The 17025-nt window shown below is 71.5% G+C and carries 17 protein-coding genes, 1 tRNA gene and 1 pseudogene; 9 read left to right on the top strand and 10 right to left on the bottom strand.

Annotated elements, in window-relative coordinates; all coding sequences use genetic code 11:
* The first annotated feature begins 2 nt into the window (after nucleotides 1-2).
* From Drose_RS34620 to Drose_RS34585, 8 genes and pseudogenes are all read left to right on the top strand, one after another.
* Entirely contained in the window at nucleotides 3-428 is a 426-nt protein-coding gene (locus Drose_RS34620) for a hypothetical protein (RefSeq protein WP_260725431.1), read from the top strand.
* A pseudogene (locus tag Drose_RS34615) lies at nucleotides 425-2652 on the top strand (cell division protein FtsK). The gene Drose_RS34620 and the pseudogene Drose_RS34615 overlap by 4 nt, the downstream one beginning before the upstream one ends.
* A gap of 141 nt (nucleotides 2653-2793) precedes the next feature.
* On the top strand, nucleotides 2794-3042 hold the full coding sequence (locus Drose_RS34610) for a hypothetical protein (protein WP_260725430.1): 249 nt from the start codon (nucleotides 2794-2796) through the stop codon (nucleotides 3040-3042).
* Nucleotides 3039-3323 carry a hypothetical protein gene (locus Drose_RS34605; protein WP_260725429.1) on the top strand — a complete coding sequence of 95 codons (285 nt, stop codon included), beginning with the start codon at nucleotides 3039-3041 and terminating at the stop codon, nucleotides 3321-3323. Before Drose_RS34610 ends, Drose_RS34605 begins: the two co-directional genes overlap by 4 nt.
* Nucleotides 3320-3562 carry a hypothetical protein gene (locus Drose_RS34600; protein ID WP_260725428.1) on the top strand — a complete coding sequence of 81 codons (243 nt, stop codon included), beginning with the start codon at nucleotides 3320-3322 and terminating at the stop codon, nucleotides 3560-3562. The genes Drose_RS34605 and Drose_RS34600 overlap by 4 nt, the downstream gene beginning before the upstream one ends.
* A gap of 28 nt (nucleotides 3563-3590) precedes the next feature.
* Complete coding sequence (locus Drose_RS34595; protein WP_260725427.1) at nucleotides 3591-5540, top strand: DUF3987 domain-containing protein; 1950 nt, start codon at nucleotides 3591-3593, stop codon at nucleotides 5538-5540.
* Between the two features lie 323 nt (nucleotides 5541-5863).
* Entirely contained in the window at nucleotides 5864-6055 is a 192-nt protein-coding gene (locus tag Drose_RS34590) for a helix-turn-helix transcriptional regulator (protein WP_260725426.1), read from the top strand.
* Complete coding sequence (locus Drose_RS34585; protein WP_260725425.1) at nucleotides 6052-7476, top strand: tyrosine-type recombinase/integrase; 1425 nt, start codon at nucleotides 6052-6054, stop codon at nucleotides 7474-7476. Before Drose_RS34590 ends, Drose_RS34585 begins: the two co-directional genes overlap by 4 nt.
* A 135-nt stretch (nucleotides 7477-7611) precedes the next feature.
* On the opposite strand, the gene Drose_RS34580 is transcribed toward Drose_RS34585, so the two are convergent.
* Nucleotides 7612-7692, bottom strand: a tRNA-Tyr gene (locus Drose_RS34580).
* Between the two features lie 101 nt (nucleotides 7693-7793).
* On the opposite strand from Drose_RS34580, the gene Drose_RS34575 reads away from it, so the two are divergent.
* A complete protein-coding gene (locus Drose_RS34575) occupies nucleotides 7794-8288 on the top strand; it encodes a YajQ family cyclic di-GMP-binding protein (RefSeq protein ID WP_260725424.1) in 495 nt (164 codons plus the stop codon).
* Here the strand turns inward: Drose_RS34575 and Drose_RS34570 are convergent.
* From Drose_RS34570 to Drose_RS34530, 9 genes are all read right to left on the bottom strand, one after another.
* Nucleotides 8272-8457: a hypothetical protein gene (locus Drose_RS34570; RefSeq protein WP_260725423.1), complete on the bottom strand. Its 186-nt coding sequence runs from the start codon at nucleotides 8455-8457 to the stop codon at nucleotides 8272-8274. The two genes, Drose_RS34575 and Drose_RS34570, sit on opposite strands and share 17 nt — an antisense overlap.
* An 11-nt stretch (nucleotides 8458-8468) precedes the next feature.
* Nucleotides 8469-9701 carry an MFS transporter gene (locus tag Drose_RS34565; protein ID WP_260725422.1) on the bottom strand — a complete coding sequence of 411 codons (1233 nt, stop codon included), beginning with the start codon at nucleotides 9699-9701 and terminating at the stop codon, nucleotides 8469-8471.
* A 75-nt stretch (nucleotides 9702-9776) separates the two neighbouring features.
* The gene (htpX, locus tag Drose_RS34560) at nucleotides 9777-10646 is read right to left on the bottom strand and encodes a zinc metalloprotease HtpX (RefSeq protein ID WP_260725421.1); all 870 of its coding nucleotides are present in this window, start codon (nucleotides 10644-10646) and stop codon (nucleotides 9777-9779) included.
* Between the two features lie 52 nt (nucleotides 10647-10698).
* Nucleotides 10699-12180, bottom strand: coding sequence for an NADH-quinone oxidoreductase subunit N (locus tag Drose_RS34555; protein ID WP_260725420.1), 1482 nt, complete (start codon nucleotides 12178-12180; stop codon nucleotides 10699-10701).
* Nucleotides 12177-13691 (bottom strand): complex I subunit 4 family protein, encoded by a 1515-nt coding sequence (locus Drose_RS34550; RefSeq protein WP_260725419.1) that lies wholly within the window; start codon nucleotides 13689-13691, stop codon nucleotides 12177-12179. The genes Drose_RS34555 and Drose_RS34550 overlap by 4 nt, the downstream gene beginning before the upstream one ends.
* Nucleotides 13688-15535, bottom strand: a complete 1848-nt coding sequence (locus Drose_RS34545; RefSeq protein ID WP_260725418.1) for an NADH-quinone oxidoreductase subunit 5 family protein — start codon at nucleotides 15533-15535, stop codon at nucleotides 13688-13690. Before Drose_RS34545 ends, Drose_RS34550 begins: the two co-directional genes overlap by 4 nt.
* On the bottom strand, nucleotides 15532-15885 hold the full coding sequence (gene nuoK / locus Drose_RS34540; protein WP_260725417.1) for an NADH-quinone oxidoreductase subunit NuoK: 354 nt from the start codon (nucleotides 15883-15885) through the stop codon (nucleotides 15532-15534). The genes Drose_RS34545 and nuoK overlap by 4 nt, the downstream gene beginning before the upstream one ends.
* Nucleotides 15885-16394, bottom strand: a complete 510-nt coding sequence (locus Drose_RS34535) for an NADH-quinone oxidoreductase subunit J family protein (RefSeq protein WP_260725416.1) — start codon at nucleotides 16392-16394, stop codon at nucleotides 15885-15887. The genes nuoK and Drose_RS34535 overlap by 1 nt, the downstream gene beginning before the upstream one ends.
* A 93-nt stretch (nucleotides 16395-16487) precedes the next feature.
* Nucleotides 16488-17003: a NuoI/complex I 23 kDa subunit family protein gene (locus Drose_RS34530; RefSeq protein WP_260725415.1), complete on the bottom strand. Its 516-nt coding sequence runs from the start codon at nucleotides 17001-17003 to the stop codon at nucleotides 16488-16490.
* Between the last annotated feature and the right edge of the window lie 22 nt (nucleotides 17004-17025).

Here is a 17025-nt window from a genome sequence, read left to right as displayed (position 1 = left end):
CGGTGACCGCAACGCCGTTCTTCGCTGGCGATCCGCTGCTGCGGATGCTGACCGGCCTCAACCTGCCCGCCGACGACTTCGTGGTGTTCGGCTCTGGGCCGCTGCTGGCCCACGGGCTGCGCCGCGACCTCGGCGACCTGGACGTGGTCGCTCGGGGCGAGGCGTGGCGCCGGTTGGCTCGCTGGTGTCAGCCGACCCCCGCGCCGTCCGGGCACGGCCTCACGATCAGCCTCACCCTCGAAGTGGCCGACCGATGGCTGCCCGGGTGGGACACCGATCGCCTGATCGGCGCCGCTGAGCGCCACGCCGGGCTCCCGTTCGCCCCGCTGTCCGCCGTGCGAGCGAGCAAGGCGAGCACTGCCCGACCCAAGGACCACAACGACATCGCCCTGATTGACGCCATCACCACGACGGAGGACGCGGCATGAACGGCACCCCTGACCGAGATGACCCGAACGGGTTCGACTGGTCCAAGTACGAAGACGAGGTGACCGACGTTGCCGACGTGGTCGACCTGGGCGCGGCCCGCGCCCGCCGTGGCGCGCCGACGCCGGGCGACCCCGGCCGCGACGACGACCAGCCCGACGACCAGGCCGACGACGACGGTTACGACGCCGAGTCGGTTGACGACGGTCCCGGCCGCGATGGTGGGCTGGTCGACCGGGCCGACGACATCCCGGCCGAGGTGTTGCAGCGCCAGCAGCACCGCCGGCCGATCCTGGCCGACTGGGCGCGGTCCCGGCGGGCGTTCCGCGCCGCGCTGCGGCACAAGCTCAAGGACGTCGGTTACGTGGCCGCCTATCACGGGGTGCGGTTGCCGAAGTACGCCGCGAAAACCGCTGTGTGGGCGCCGGTGGGCCTGTTCCGGGGCACCGGGCGGGCGCTGCGCTGGGCCAGCGCCGAGGAGGGCAACTGGGCGCTTCGGCAGGCTGCCGCGCAGCGCGGCGACGCCGACGCGTGGCTGAAGCTTGACGCCCGCCGCCAACGCCAGTCCACGTGGCGGTGGTGGGTGCTGGGCGCGTCGGCCGCTGCGATGGCGGCCGGGGCGACTGTGGTCGCGCTCGGGCCGGAGTGGTGGCGCTACGCTGCCGCTGCTGTCGTCGTGCCGGTGTTGGCGCGGGTCGGTCGCCCGGCGGATAAGCCGCTCACCGATCGGGTGTCGGAGGGCACCCGCTACCGCAAGCTGACCGCCGAGCTGGTGCGCCGGGCGCTGACGTCGTTGCAGATGGCGGCCATCAACTCTGCCGTGGCCAAGGACTCGAAGGCGATCAGTTTCCCGGTCGACATCCACCGCGACGGGCCGGGGCACCTGGCCGTGGTCGACCTGCCCGTACGGGGTGGAGGCGTCCGAGGTGGTCGCCCGGCGGGGCAAGCTCGCCTCGGCGATGCGGCTGCCGCTGGATCAGGTGTGGCCGGAACCGGCGCCGGGACACACCGGCCGCCTCGCGTTGTGGGTCGGCTACGAACCGGCCTCGGCGATGAAACAACCCGCGTGGCCGCTGCTGTCGGCGTCGGCGAAGGTCGACGTGTTTAAGACGTTCCCGTTCGCGACCACGCCGCGCCTCGACGCGGTCGGCATCGACCTGATGTTCCGCAACTACCTCTTCGGCGGTCAGCCCGGCTCGGGTAAGACGTTCGCACTGCGGGATCTGATCCTGGCCGCCGCCCTCGACGCCCGGGTGGAGATCCGAGGCTATGAGCTCAAGGGCGTCGGTGACTTCGCCGTCCTGTCGCCGGTGATGGCGGAGTACGGCAACGGCTTCGACGACGACACATTGGCCCCGGTGCTTCGCGTTCATCGAGTGGCTGTACGAGGAGTGCCGCCGCCGCTCCAAGCGCATCGAGCACTACGCCAAGCTGGGCAAGGCGCCGGAGAACAAGGTGACGCCGGAGTTGGCGTCCCTCAAGGGTTCCGGGCTGCACCCGCTCGTGGCGTGGTTCGATGAGCTGCAAGAGCTGATGACGTCCAAGTACGGCAAGGACGCCGGGGAGATCCTGGAGAAGGTCATCAAGCTCGGCCGCGCCCTGGGCGTCATCATCCTGATCGGGACGCAGATCCCGGACAAGGACAACCTGCCGACCGGCATCACCCGCAACGTGAACTCCCGGTTCTGCCTGTCGGTGGCCGACCAGACCGCCAACGACATGATTCTCGGGACGTCGGCGTACAAGAACGGCTACCGGGCCACGGTGTTTCAGCCGGTGGTGGAGGCCGGGTGGGGCATCCTGGCCGGGTTCGGCAAGCCGTCGCCGGTGCGGTCGTTCTACGTCGACACCACCGCTGCCGAGCGCATCGTGGCCCGCGCGGTCGCGCTGCGCACCGGCGCCGGGACGCTGCCCAACCCCGAGGAGCAGACCCGCGACACGGCACCGGCGTTCGACCTGCTCGGCGACCTCGCCCGCATCTGGCCGGCAGGGGAGAAGGCGGCGTGGAACGAGACGCTGTGTGCCCTGCTCGCCGAGCTGCGCCCCGACGTCTACGCCGGGTGGGAGCCCGCGCAACTGTCGACGGCGCTCAAGCCGCACGGTGCGGTGAAGGTCGGCGACGTCGGCCGCCGCATCGACGGCAAGGCCACCACCCGGCGCGGCATCAAGCACGCCGACCTCCTCACCGCGATTGCGGAGCGTGACCGGAAGCAGCGTAGCGACTGACCCCGCCGGGGGTGCTAGCGCTAGCGGCCAGCCCTGCTAGCGCTAGCACCCCCGCTAGCACCGAAACCGATCATCCACCTGGGCTCTAGCGGATAGCAGCCCACGGCCTTTCACGCCCGAAAACCGGCCCTGGAGGCACTTGTGGACCCCCAAACGAAGGCCACTATCACGCTCGTCCTGCTCACCGTCGCTGTCACGCTCGGTTACGCCCTCGCGTGCTGGGTGTGGCCGTTCAAGGCCTGCGGCCGCTGCGACGGCACCGGCAAGCGCCGCTCCCCGACCGGCCGCGCGTTCCGGCTTTGCCGCCGCTGCGGTGGTTCGGGCCGCCGCCTGCGCGCCGGTCGCTGGATCTACAACCACCTGTCCAACACCCGCCGGGACGCCCGATGAACCGCAACCCGAAGCGGCACCCCGACTGGTGCGCCCGCGGGCACCGCTGCGGCCTCGGCGAGCACCGCGCCGACCCGCTGACCATCGCCATCCCCGGCCACGGCCGCGCCACCCTCACCCGCGTACGCGGCGCGGACGGGCGGGAGCACGCCGAGGTGCGGCTCACCGTCGCACTGGCCGACGCCGAGCCGTGCGCGCGGGTGCAGCTCCTCGGCGTCGCCACCGACCTGCGCGCCCTGATCGATCGCGCCACCCGCGCCGGTCGGCGGTGGGCCGCATGAGCACACGGCTGGACTGGCGCCGCAACCACGTGAACTGGAACCCCAAGCCCTGCCACATCTGCGGACGTCCCGCGCTGATGTGCGACGAACGCGACGTGCCCTGCCATCTGGTGTGCGCGCAAGCCGAAGCGGACGCGCCGACCGACCAGAGCAGCAACGGCGATGCACCTCTTGCCGTCGTGGTCGACCTGCCCATCCCGCCGGTCGTCGACCTGTCTACCCGTCGCCGGATCGCATGATCCGTGACCGTTCTTTGAGGAGCGATCCATGAGCCGAACGACGCACGATCTGGCCGCTGAGCAGGCCGTGATCGGTGCGGTACTGCTCGCCTCGGACGTGCTCGGCGACCTGGCCGTCACGCTCGCCCCGGGCGACTTCCACCGCCCGGACCACGCCGCGCTGTGGGAAACGCTGCTCGGCCTGCACGCGGCCGGACGCCCGATCGACGCCGTCGCCGTGGCCGCACACCTCGCCGAGGCGGGCGACCTGGCCAAGGTCGGCGGCGCCGCCTACCTGCACACACTCATGCGGGCCGTGCCGAGCGTGGCCAACGCCGGGCACTACGCCGCGATCGTGGCCGACCACGCCCGGCGCCGTCACGTGGTCGACCTCGGCGCCCAGCTCGCCGACCTGGCCACCTCCGGCGCCGACGTCACCGACGTCGTCGCCGCCGGGCGAGCGATGCTCGACACCGCCACCGCGGGCGGGTGGCCAACGCTGATCCCGATCGGCACCGGGCGGCACCTGCCCGCGTTCCCGGCCGAGGTGCTGCCCGACTGGGTCGCCGAAATGGTCTACGCCGTCGCGGAGTTCACCCAAACACCGCTCGACCTGCCCGGCAGCATCGCCCTCGCCGCGCTGTCCACGGCCGCCGGTGGCCGCGCCGAGGTGGAGGTACGCGGCTCCTGGCGGGAACCAACGAACCTGTTCACCGTCGTTGTACTACCGCCCGGTTCCCGCAAGTCGGCGGTGTTCTCCGCGATGACCGGGCCACTGCTCGGCGCTGAGCGGGCGCTGGTGGAGCGGACCAAGCCGGTCATCGTGGAGGCCGAGCTGGCCGCGCGGGTGGCGGGCAAGGCCGCCGACCGGGCCGCCAACGCGGCAGCGAACGCCGACGTGTCCGGCCGTGACACGCTGCTCGCGGAGGCGACCGCCGCCGCGATGCAGGCCGACGCGGTCACCGTCCCCGTGCTGCCGCAGTTGGTCGCCGACGACGTGACGAGCGAGGCAGCAGCGTCGCTGCTGGCCGCGCAGGGCGGCCGTCTGGCGGTGCTGTCCCCGGAGGGCGGCATCTTCGCCACCATCGCCGGGCGCTATTCCGGCACGCCCAACCTGGAGGTGTTCCTCAAGGGCCACGCCGGGGACATGATGCGCATCGGCCGGCAGAGCCGCGACGCCGAACACGTAGAGAAACCAGCGCTCACCCTCGGCCTGGCGGTACAGCCTGACGTGCTGCGCGACATCGCTGGCATGCCCGGCTTCCGTGGCCTCGGCCTGCTCGCCCGCATCCTGTTCTCGCTGCCGGAGAACACCGTGGGCCGCCGCAAGGTCGGCGCCGATCCGATACCCGCCGACGTGGCCACCACGTACGCGGAGAACCTGACCGCGCTGGTGCTGTCCCTCGCGGAGTGGACCGACCCGGCCGTGCTGCCCCTCACCGCCGAGGCCAACCAACGGGTGCTCGACATCGAGCGCACCGTCGAGCCGCGTCTCGCGCCGGGCGGGGCGTGGGGACACATCGTGGACTGGGGCAGCAAGTACACCGGCGCCGTCGTCCGGCTCGCCGGGCTGATCCACCTCGCCGAACACCTGCGCGACGGGTGGGGCAAGCCGATCAGCGCCGACACCATCGACCGCGCCGCCCTGCTCGGCGACTACTTCGCCGCGCACGCCCTGGCCGCGTTCGACGACATGGGCGCCGACCCGGCCACCCGCAACGCCCGCACCGTGCTGGCCTGGATCGAACGCACCGGCAGCACCGCGTTCACCAAACGGGAACTGTTCCGCGCGGTAAAGACCGCCCAGCTCGCCACCGTCGCCGACCTCGACTCCGCGCTTGACGTGCTCGACGCACACGGCTACCTGCGCCTACTGGAGCCACCGGCGCGTACCGCCAAGGGCGGACGGCCACCGTCGCCGAGCTACCTCGTGCACCCCGAGGTACACCGTCCCGCCGCCACAGTCCACGCCATCGACGCGGCACGACGAACGGCGTGAGGCCACTGACAGAACTGACAGAACTGACACAACCCCATCCCGGCCGAGGTTCTGTCAGTTCTGTCAGTTCTGTCACCCGCATCTCGCGGCGCTCAGCGACCACGCCAGCCGACAGGCCGACCGCCTCGGAGCCCCTTAGGCCGACCGACGCTTAGGAAGACATAGACATGCGTAAGATCTTGCCTCTGCGGCCCTCTCAGACCCCCTCCCAAACGCCCGTAGACGTTCCGCCCGCCCGTAACCAGCCGGAGGACCCCCCGCGCTCGGCGGGCGGTCAGCGTCGATCTCAGCGCCCCGTACGCATCGATAGGGAGCCGCGATCCGTGGGCCGCCGAGAGTTCCTGACCCTTGCCGACTTCCTCGCCGAGCTGGACGTGCCGAAGTCGACGTTCTTCCGCTGGAAGGCGATCGGTGAGGCGCCCCGCACCTACAAGCTGCCCAACGGGCAACTCCGCATCCGTCGCACGGACTTTGACGCCTGGCTGGCCAGCCGAGAGGAGCCGCAAGCCGCATGACGACTTTCGACGTTCGGATCTGGGGCATCCAGGAGCACAAGGGCAAGGACCGCAAGACCGGCAAGCCGCGCAGCACGTGGCGGTTGCGGTGGGTGGTGGCCGGCAAAACGTTCGGTGACTCCTTCCAGACGCGGGCGCTGGCGGAGAGCTTCCGGTCGCGGCTGATCGTGGCCCAGCGGGAAGGCGTCGCGTTCGATGAGTCCTGTGGCCTGCCGGAACCGATGGCGCGCGAACTCAAGACACGCTCGTGGTACCAGCACGCCACCGAGTACGTCGACATGAAATGGCCGCACGCGTCGCCGAATCACCGGAAGGGCATCGCCGAAACGCTCGCCACCGTCACGCCCGTACTGCTGTCCAGTGACCGGGGAGTGCCCGACGAAAAGACCATGCGCGCCGCCTTGTACGGCTACGTCTTCAACGCCTCGGTGCGTGCGGCTGGGCCTCCACCGGCCGCGCTGACAAGCGCGGTCACATGGCTACAGGCCAACACCGTCAACCTATCCGTGCTCACGGACGCTGCGTTGGTCCGGAAGGTGCTCGACACACTCGCGCTGCGCATGGACGGCAAGCCAGCAAGCGCGGCCACCGTGACGAGGAAGCGCGCCGTGTTCTCCAACGCCCTGCGATACGCTGTGGAGCTGCGCCTACTCGATGTCCATCCGCTCTCGCTGGTGAGCTGGACGGCGCCGAAGAAGGACGAGGGCGTAGACCGCGCCGTGGTGGCCAACCCGAAGCAGGCCGTCGCGCTACTCGCCGCCGTCGCCGCCGACAGCCCCGAGCTTGAGGCGTTCTTCGGCTGCATGTACTACGCCGGGCTTCGTCCGGAGGAGGTTCTCCACCTTGCCGACGACGAGTTCGAGCGGCCACCGAAGCCGGGCGAGTGGGGCTGGCTACACCTGACCGGCGCGACCGTGGCTGTCGGCCAGGGCTGGAGCAACGACGACCAGGTGACCGAGCACCGTGGGCTGAAGCATCGAGCCAAGACGGCAACCCGGTCGGTGCCCGTGGCGCCGCCGCTTGCCGAGCTACTCACGCGGCATATCGCCAAGTACGAGCCAGCCGACAACGGGCGCCTGTTCGTCACACGCAGAGGGCCAGGAGGGCGCTACGTCCCGACAGCCGGACAGCCGATCCCGAACAACGCCTACACGACCGCGTGGCGGAAGGCGCGCAAGCGCGCGCTCACTCCCGCACAGGCGCGCTCGCCGCTCGCCAGGAGGCCATACGACCTGCGTCATGCCTGCCTGTCGACGTGGCTCAACGCTGGCGTGCCAGCGACGCAGGTTGCCGAGTGGGCAGGCAACAGCGTGAAGGTGCTACTCGACGTCTACGCGAAGTGCCTCGACGGGGGGACAGCGGCGGCACTGCACCGCATCGGCCTGGCGCTGGGGCTCCAACCACCGCCCGACCCCCGCTGACCTCGGCGCCAAAACTTTGTCGCGCATTCGTCGCGACGGGTGAGATTCAGCCGTCCCGGCTGAGACTCAGTGGGACCAACGCGAGAGGGCCGTTACCGGGGTTTCCCCTGGTAACGGCCCTCTCTGTACTGCCAGTGGCGGGTAGAGGATTCGAACCTCTGTAGCTTTCGCGACGGATTTACAGTCCGCTCCCATTGGCCGCTCGGGCAACCCGCCTGGCGCAAGCAAGAATAGCGGTACGCCCCGGGGGCAACGCAAACGGGTACCCTCGGCACGCCCAGAACGTTCTTCGTACGCAGCTACAGGGAGCATCCGCCATGGCTTCGGCACCCTCGTTCGACATCGTCAGCAAGGTCGACCGACAGGAGGTCGACAACGCGCTCAACCAGGCCGAGAAGGAACTTTCCCAGCGGTTCGACTTCCGTGGGACCGGGGCTGAGATCAAGTGGTCCGGCGAGGAGACCGTCGCGCTCCAGGCGGAGACCGAGGAGCGGGTGGTCGCGGCGCTCGAGGTGTTCAAGGAGAAGCTGGTCAAGCGGAACATCTCGCTCAAGTCGCTGGACGCCGGTGAGCCGCGTGCCTCCGGCAAGATCTACAAGATCGACGCCAAGATCATCCAGGGCATCGAGTCCGACAAGGCGAAGGCGATCTCGAAGAAGATCCGCGACGAGGGCCCCAAGGGCGTTCAGGCGCAGATCCAGGGCGACCAGTTGCGGGTCACCGGCAAGAAGAAGGACGACCTACAGGCGGTCATCGCGCTGCTCAAGCAGGAGGACTTCGGCATCGCGCTGCAGTTCACGAACTACCGCTAGACCTGGCGTGGAGGCCGTCCCGCCCGCGGGCGTTGTGCGGGTGGGACGGCGGCTCGTCGGCGCGGGCCCAAACCCGGACGAGCAGGAAGCTGTCGGTGTGCCGTACCTCGACGTCGGGCTGCTCGGAGCGCTCCGGGTCCGCCAGCACGCGGTGGGTCGGTAAGGCCATGTGGCGTGACCCTACACGGGCACGTCGACCTCTTCGCCCTTCCGGGTGAACGACACACGGGCGAGCGGCCCGCCGGGCAGTAGCGCTACCACGGCGCCGAGCGCCACAGCCCCGCCGGCCATGAGAAACGCCCAGACGACACCTCCCGGGCGGTCGACGACCACACCTGTCACGGCGACCCCGGCGGCGCTGGCGGCGACTGAGACGGTCACGAGCCAGGTGTACGCCTCGTTCAGCATCGATCGGGGCACGATCGCGCCGACGAGCGAGTTTTGCACGGTCAGGGCCGGTGCGATCGTGGCGCCCCCGATGACGAGCGCGGCGCCGAGCGCTATGGCGTTGGGCATGGCGGCCAGGACGACGAGGCTGACCGCGACACCGGAGAGGAGCCAGCCGAGCCGCGCGCCGACGCGCGGGCGGGCGCCGAACCAGATGCCGCTGGCCGCGCTGCCGATGCCCCAGACGCCGAGCAGGAAGCCGCCGACGCTCTCCGGGTCGTTTTCGACGTAGGCGGTCGCGTAGGCGGGCACGGCCACACCCGTACTGCCGAATGCAAAGCCCAGCCCGAAGGCCGTGACCAGCAGGGCGGCGAAGCCGGGCACGCGCAGCGGGCCGAGGCCCCGGGCGGGCACGTGGTCGAGGTGGCGGCGCCATGAGCGCATGGCCCGGCCACGGGCGACGATCAGGGTGCCGACCAGCGTGATCACGGCCGCGGCGGCCAGGGCGACGGCCGGCTGCCACAGCGCCACGCAGACCGCGACCAGCATGGGGCCGGCGACGAAGACGATCTCGAAGAGCGCCGTCTCGGCCGCCAGCGCGGTCATGCGGGTCTGCGGCGCGCCGGCGGTCATCGCGTTCCAGGTGCCGCGGATGGCGGCTGTCAGCGGCGGGAACGTCATGCCGGCCAGGATCGCGGCGCCGAGGATCACCGGCAGCGGCAGCGCGTGCTGGCCGGCGAAGATCAGCAAGGCCAGTGTGAGCGGATGGACGAGGCCGGTCGCGACGAGCACCGGAGCCGGGCCGACGCGGTCGGCGAGCCGGCCGACGACCGGGCTGGCCACGGCGGTGGCGATGGCGTAGACCGAGCAGGCGAGCGCCGCTTCGGCGTACCGCCCCGTCGTCTGCTGCAACAGGAGCAACAGCGACAGGGACACCATCCCGATGCCGAGTCGCGCCAGGACGCCGACCACGAGCAGAACAGGCGCTCCGGGGAGCCGCCAGACGGAGGCGTACTGCCGGAGCACCGCGACCTCGTTTCGACCGGTAAGGACTGAAGGGCCTGTCGATACTAACGGCAGGCCCTTCAGGATTCGAGGGAGTTAGCGGTACGTGACGCCGGCCATCTGCTCGAGACGGGCGACGCGCTGCTCCATCGGCGGGTGTGTGGAGAACAGGGAGGCGAGACCGCCGCCCTTGAGGGGATTGTCGATCATGAGATGGGCCTGGCTCGCGAGCTGGCCGTCGGCCGGCAGCGGCATCGCCTGGGTCCCACGGTGGATCTTCCGCAGTGCGCTGGCCAGGGCCAGCGGGTCGGCGGTGAGCTTTGCGCCGGACTCGTCCGCCTGGAACTCCCGGTTCCGGCTGATCGCCATCTGGATGACCATCGCGGCCAGCGGGCCGAGGATCAGCATGAGGAGCATGCCGACGATGCCGGGGCCGTCCTCGTCGTCGCTCGAACCGATCGGCAGGAAGATCGCGAGCTGGGCCAGCATCGTGATCATGCCGCCGAGCGCGCCGGCCACGCTGGAGATGAGGATGTCGCGGTTGTAGACGTGCGACAGCTCGTGGCCGATGACGCCGCGCAGTTCACGGGGGGTCAGCATCTGGAGGATGCCCTGGGTGACGGCGACCGCCGCGTTCTTGGGGTTGCGGCCAGTGGCGAACGCGTTGGGCTGCATGGTGGGGCTGACATAGAGCCGGGGCATGGGCTGCCCCGCCTGGTTGGCCAGCTCGCGGACCATGGCGTACAGCTCGGGAGCCTGCGCCTCCGAGACCGGCTGCGCGTGCATGGCGCGCAGGGCGATCTTGTCGGAGAAGAAGTAGCTGAACGCGTTCATTGCCAGCGACAGGAACACGGCGATGACCAGACCGGTGCTACCGCCGAGCCAGTAGCCGACAAGCAGGATCAGTGAGGTCAGCAGGCCCAGCAGGGCCGCTGTTTTCAGACCGTTGAAATGCCTGTGCTGCATGTCTTCAATAACAGCGCGGCTATCGGTGTACCTTCCCGGCGCCCGCTGTGAACTAGCTGAAAGTCTCGGCGGCCCGGAGCACCGCTTCCGGTGCGAAGCCGAGCAGCACCGCGACCGCGGCGGCGAGGCCGACAGCGGCCGCGACCGGCCAGGCCACCCGCCTTTTCACCATCTCGGGGGACGCCGCGAACAGGGTCGCTGCCGCACGGACGTAGTAGGCGAGGCCGACGACCGCGTTGAGCGCGACGACGATCGCCAGCCAGACGGCGTCGCCGCCGAGCAGCGCGCGCACGACCGCCACCTTCGCGAACAGCCCCGCGAGTCCCGGCGGCAGGCCGGCGAGCCCGGTGAGCGCGATCACGAGGACCGCGGTGATCCAGGGCGAACGGCGGGCCAGCCCGCGGTAGTCGGCGAACTCCCCGCCGTCGTCCGCGCCGCGGACGGCGACCAGCGCGCCGAAGGCGGAGAACTCCAGCACGACGTAGAAGAAGGTGTACCCGATGGTGGCCGCCACGAGCACCGCGACCGCCTCGCTGGAGCGCCCTCCGGCGGCGAGCAGCGCGCCGAGCGGGGCGAGCAGGTATCCGGCCTGGGCGACCGACGACCAGGCGAGCAGCCGCACCATGCGCCGCTGGCGCAGCGCGACGAGGTTGCCGACCGTCATGCTCAGCACGGCCAGCACGGCGAGGGTGAGCCCGGCGGTGGCGAGCACCGGGCGGGCCGCGGACACGCCGACGAGCAGCAGGGCGACCACGCCGCCGAGCTTCGAGGCGGTCGACAGGTAGGCGGCGACCGGCAGCGGCGCCCCGTCGTAGGTCGCCGGCGCCCACGCGTGTGCCGGCACGGCTGCCACCTTGAACCCGAGACCGGCCAGCAGCAGCACGACGCCCACCTTGAGCAGCGGCTCGGCGGCGGGTGTTACCTGGCCCCGGGCGATGTCGCCGAAGTGGACGCCGCCGGTGGCGGTGAACACGAGCGCGGCGCCGAGCAGCGCCACCGCGGTCGACACCACGCTCACCACGAAGAACGTCACCGCGGCCGAGCTGCCGGTCCGCGACCCGCGGCGGAGGCCGACGAGGAGATACAGCGGCAGCGTCAGCGTCTCGAGCGCGACGATCAGCGTGATCAGGTCGCGGGCACCGCCTAGGACCACGGCGCCGGTGAGCGAGCACGCGAGCAGGAAGCAGTATTCCCCGGCCGGCACCTCACCCGTGCGCAGCAGTGGCGCCGACAGCGCGAGAGCGCCGAGGGCGAGTGCGGCGAACAACCCGGTCACGATCGCCGCGGCCGGGTCGAACACGAGTGAGCACTGATCGGGACCGACGCAGAACGCGTCGCGGTGCCCCGGGGAGGCGTCGCCGCTGAACCCGAGGCCGACGACGACCGCGGCCGCGATGGTGCCGGCCATGCCGAGCGCTGTCGCACCGGCGACGGCGCCGCGCCGGCCCGGGGCCACCAGGTCGACGATCAACGCGAGCACCGCCGTGCCGGCGGCCAGGTACGTGGGCAGCAGCGCCACCTGGTCGATCGTCATCGGCCGAACACCTCCGCGAGCGCCGCCACCGGGTCGGCGGAGTACGACAGGACGATCGGAGGCAGCACGCCGAGCACCAGCGTGAGTGCCACCAGCGGCGACCAGGCCACCAACTCACCCGGGCCAAGGCGGGCGACCGGGCCGAGAGCGGCGACCGCCGGTGCGGCGGGGCCGTGGGTCACCCGGCGCAGCAGCCGCAGGAAGTAGGCGGCGGCCAGGGCCGCGCCGACCGCCGCGAGCACCCCGAGCGTGGTCCACAGCGGCCCGCCGCGCTCGAACGCGGCCACCACCGCGAACGCCTCGCCCCAGAACCCGGCCAGGCCGGGCAGGCCCAGCGAGGCGATGGCCGCGTAGGCGAGCACCCCGCTCAGGGCCGGTGCCGTTTCCCGCAGGCCGCCGAGGCGGTCGAGGTCGCCGGTGTGGGTGCGGTCCTTGATGCCGCCTGCGATGAAGAACAGCAGGCCGGTCACGATTCCGTGGGCGATGTTGCCGATCAGGGCCGCCTGCAGGCCGGTCGCGGTGAGGGTCGCGATGCCGAGCAGCACGAACCCCATGTGGCCGACCGACGAGTACGCGATGAGCCGCTTGAGCTCGGTCTGCGCCAGGCAGACCAGGCCCCCGACGATGATCGCGGCGGTGGCCAGGACGCCCAGGGCCGGGGCGCTGCGCTCGGCGCCGTCGGGCGCGACACCGACGGCGACCCGCAGCAGCCCGTAGGTGCCCATCTTCAGCAGGACCCCGGCCAGGATGACCGAGCCGACCGTCGGCGCCTCGGTGTGTGCTGCCGGCAGCCAGGTGTGCAGCGGCCACAGCGGGCTCTTCACCGCGAACGCCACCGCCAGCAGCACGAACGCGAGCAACTGCATGCCGCTGGTCAGCGGGCGGGTGGCCGGGTCGCTCAGGGCGACGAGGTCACCGGTGCCCGCCGAGGAGACGACCACGAACACGCCGACGAGCAGCAGCACCGAGCCGAAGAGCGTGTAGAGGACGAACTTACGGGCGGCCCGCCGGCGGTCGGCGCCGCCCCAGACGGCGATCACCGCATACATCGGCAGGAGGACGACCTCGAAGAACACGAAGAACAGCACCAGGTCGAGGGCGAGGAACACCCCGACGATGCCGATCTCGAGCACCAGCAGCAGCGCCACGAGCAGCCGGCCGCGGCCCGGCTCGGGGACCTTCCAGAGGCAGTACGCGCAGCAGAGCACCGTGAGGAGCGAGGTCAGGAGCACCAGGGGGTAGGAGATGCCGTCGACGCCGATGTGGAAGCGCAGGCTGAGCGTGGGTGCCCACGGCACGTCGATCTCCGACCAGGGGTTGATCCGCGCCCCGGTGCCCGGGTTCCTGACCGGCGCCAGCATCGCGAGCACCACACCGAAGGTGGCGGCGGCGAACGCGGTGCCGGCGATCCGCCCGGCCCGGTCGAGCCGCTCCGGGAGCCCGGCGGCCAGCAGCGCCCCGACGGCGGGCAGCAGCAGCGCGGCCAGCAGCAGCGTCTGTCCGGTCGTCACCACGACACCCCCAGGACCAGCGCGATGACCGCGGCGAGGACGACAGCCCCGCCGAGCACGGCGGTCGTGGCCCTGGGCAGGGCGGCCGCGTGCATACGGGCGAGCAGGCCACCGGCGCCACCCGTCGCGGCACCGACCCCTTCGACGGCGCCGTCGACCAGCCGCTCGTCGGCGCGGCGCACCAGCCGGGCGAGTGCGGTGACCGGGCGGGTGACCAGCGCGTCCTGCACCGCGTCAAGGTAGAAGGCGTTGGCCAGCAATCTGGTGAACGCGGTGTCGGGCAGGGCGGCGGCCGGGTCGCGGCGCCGGTCGAGCGAGACCCCGACGGCCAGCAGCACCAGCGGGATCATCGCCGTGGCGGTCAGGTGTGCGACCGGCCCGCCGGCACCGAGCCGCCCGCCGAAGCCGGCCGCCAGCCCGGCGAACCCGAGCAGCACCGTCGGCGCGGCGAGCACCAGCAGCGGCCCGCGCATCGCCCAGGGTGGCTCGTGCGCCGCGCCGGCCGCCGCGGTGCGCGGCTGACCCAGGAAGGTGCGCCGCCAGAGCCGGACCGTGTAGGCCGCGGTGACCAGGACCGTGAGGGAGGCCGAAACCAGCACGAGCCCGCCGGCCAGGACGGACAGCGGGCCGTCGCCCGCGCCGGTCGCCGTCCGATAGGCCGCCTCGATGATCGAGTCCTTGCTCCAGAAACCGGCCAGTGGCGGCAGGCCCGCCAGGGCCGCCAGGGCAAGGGTCATCGTCCAGAAGGTGACCGGCATCCGCTGTCGCAGCCCGCCCATCGCCGCCATCAGGTTGGTGCCTACGGCGTGGATCGCCGCGCCGGCGGCGAGGAACAGCAGCGCCTTGAACGCGGCGTGGGTGAGCAGGTGGAACAGGGCCGCCGCGGGCGCGCCGACGGCGAGCGCGCCGGTCATGTAGCCGAGCTGGCTCACGGTGGACCAGGCCAGGACCCGCTTGATGTCGTCCTGCCCGAGCGCCGCGAGCGCACCGAGCAGCATCGTGATCGAGGCCATGACCGAGAGCACGACGAGCGCGGCGGTGGAGCGCTCGAACAGCGGGAAGAGCCGGGCGACGACGTAGACCCCGGCGGCGACCATCGTCGCGGCGTGGATCAACGCGGAGATCGGTGTGGGGCCGGCCATGGCGTCGGGCAACCACGTGTGCAGCGGGAACTGCGCGCTCTTGCCCGCCACCCCGGCCAGCAGCAGCACGCAGGCCGCGGTGACCGTGCCGGCGGGCAGGTCGGCGGCGAACACGTCGGCAATGCGGAAGCTGCCCGCCCGGATCCCGAGCAGCACGATCCCGAGCAGGAACCCGATGTCGCCGACCCGGGTGACCAGGAACGCCTTGACCGCGGCCCGGGGCGCCTCCGGCAGGCGCCGGTCGTGGCCGATGAGCAGGTAGGAACAGATGCCCATGACCTCCCAGCCGATCAGCAGGGAGATCAGGTCGCCGGAGACGACCACCAGCAGCATGGCCCCGGTGAAGAGGCTGACCTGGGCGGCATAGGGCGCGTATCGGTTGTCGTCGTGCAGGTAGGCGACCGAGTAGACCTGCACGCACAGCGCGACCACGGCGACCGCGACCGCTACCAGCCCGGCCGGACCGTCGAGCCAGGTGTCGAACGTCACGGCCAGCCGCCCGAACGCGGCGACCTCGTATCCCTTGTCCGGCCCCTGCGCGCCGCGGAGGGCGACGACGACCGCGCAGGCCAGCGCCGACGCGGCGCCACCGACGCCGAGCACGGCCGCGGTGCGGCGGGCGGTGCCGCGCAGCAACAACCCGGCCAGCCCGACCGCTACGGGAACTCCCGGCAGCGCGGCACCGAGCGGATCGACGGTCACGCCGACACCTCCACGTCGTCGCCGGTCGGCCGGTTCGGCTCGGTCGGCTCGGTCAGCGCCACCTCGTCCACGCCGACGCTGCGGTGCAGCCGGTAGAACTGGAGGATCAGTGCGAGACCGACACCGATCTCGGCCGCCGCCAGCACGATCACGAACAGTGCGAACGACTGGCCGGCGTGCGGCACGGCGGCCCGGATGGTGGCGTCGGCGGTGACGAAGACGAGGTTGACCGCGTTGAGCATCAGTTCGACGGCCATCAGCAGCAGCACGGCGTTGCGCCGGACGATGACTCCGTAGACCCCGATGCCGAACAGCAGGGCCGCGATGGTGAACGGCAGCACGGGATGCATCAGCGCCGCCTCCCCGCACCGATGTCGGGCCTGGAAACGACGATCGCGCCCACCAGGGCCGCGAGCAGGAGCACCGAGATCAGCTCGAAAGGCAGGACCCAGGTGCGGAACAGTGCCGCGCCGATCCGCTCGGCGGTGCCGGGCTCCGGAAGCGCGACTCGCGACCAGCGGAACGCGTCGATCAGCAGGGCGGCGAGCCCCGCTCCGGCACCGGCGCCGATGAGCGCGCCCGGCCAGCGGACCCGGTCGAGATCATCGCTGGCGCCGATCGGTGCCCGGGTGAGCATCACCGCGAAGAGCAGCAGGACGACGACGGCCCCGACATAGAGCAGCACCTGGACCCAGGCGACGAACTCGGCGGTGAGCACCAGATAGAGCCCCGCGATCGCGCCGAGGGCGACGACGAGCCACAACCCGGCCCGCACGACGTGCCGGGTGGTCACCACCAGCAGGCCCGCGCCCAGCGCCACCGCACCGAGCGCGGCCATCAGCACATCGGCTGTGGTCATCGCTGCGCCACCCTCATGGCCGACATCCTGCCACCAAGGTCCGACAGGAATCGACCGCCGGGCCGCGCGGCGATCCCGACCGGTCCGGGTCGGTCAGCCGCCGATGTGACCTGAGCGTTTCGCGGCGGCGGTCTGCTCCTTGGCGGGCTCGCCGTGCTCGTCGTGGACCGGCGGCGCGGGCACTGTGGCCACCCACGCCTCGAGCCGGTCCTTCTCGTGCAGCAACTCGCGGATGTCGTGCTCGGCGTATTCGAACTCGGGGGACCAGTGCAGCGCGTCGAACGGGCAGACCTCGACGCAGATCCCGCAGTACATGCACAACGAGAAGTCGATCGCGAACCGGTCGAGCACGTTGCGCTGGCGCGGCCGGGCCGCACCGGGGACCTGTACCTCCTCCTTGTGCGAGTCGATGTAGATGCACCAGTCCGGGCACTCCCGGGCGCACAGCATGCAGACGGTGCAGTTCTCCTCGATCAGCGCGATCACGCCGCGGGAACGGGGCGGCAGGTCCGGCTCGACGTCCGGGTATTGCTGGGTGTGCGCCCGCTTGGTCATGGTGCCGAGCGTGACGGCGAGTCCCTTGGCGAGGCCCTTCCCCGGAAACTCCATAGCCTTCATCCTACGGGGCGGC

The organism is Dactylosporangium roseum, assembly GCF_025264685.1.
GTDB lineage: Bacteria > Actinomycetota > Actinomycetes > Mycobacteriales > Micromonosporaceae > Dactylosporangium > Dactylosporangium roseum.
The sequence above is the reverse complement of the archived record's forward strand: the minus strand, read 5'-3'. Positions and strand labels throughout refer to the sequence as shown.

Coding starts and splice junctions, on each gene's coding strand:
- Drose_RS34555 (WP_260725420.1), bottom strand. CDS start 12,180: ATGACGATCGACCAGGTGGCGCTGCTGCCCACGTACCTGGCCGCCGGC.
- Drose_RS34585 (WP_260725425.1), top strand. CDS start 6,052: ATGACGACTTTCGACGTTCGGATCTGGGGCATCCAGGAGCACAAGGGC.
- Drose_RS34600 (WP_260725428.1), top strand. CDS start 3,320: ATGAGCACACGGCTGGACTGGCGCCGCAACCACGTGAACTGGAACCCC.
- Drose_RS34530 (WP_260725415.1), bottom strand. CDS start 17,003: ATGGAGTTTCCGGGGAAGGGCCTCGCCAAGGGACTCGCCGTCACGCTC.
- htpX (WP_260725421.1), bottom strand. CDS start 10,646: ATGCAGCACAGGCATTTCAACGGTCTGAAAACAGCGGCCCTGCTGGGC.
- Drose_RS34605 (WP_260725429.1), top strand. CDS start 3,039: ATGAACCGCAACCCGAAGCGGCACCCCGACTGGTGCGCCCGCGGGCAC.
- Drose_RS34570 (WP_260725423.1), bottom strand. CDS start 8,457: ATGGCCTTACCGACCCACCGCGTGCTGGCGGACCCGGAGCGCTCCGAG.
- Drose_RS34595 (WP_260725427.1), top strand. CDS start 3,591: ATGAGCCGAACGACGCACGATCTGGCCGCTGAGCAGGCCGTGATCGGT.
- Drose_RS34535 (WP_260725416.1), bottom strand. CDS start 16,394: ATGACCACAGCCGATGTGCTGATGGCCGCGCTCGGTGCGGTGGCGCTG.
- nuoK (WP_260725417.1), bottom strand. CDS start 15,885: ATGCATCCCGTGCTGCCGTTCACCATCGCGGCCCTGCTGTTCGGCATC.
- Drose_RS34575 (WP_260725424.1), top strand. CDS start 7,794: ATGGCTTCGGCACCCTCGTTCGACATCGTCAGCAAGGTCGACCGACAG.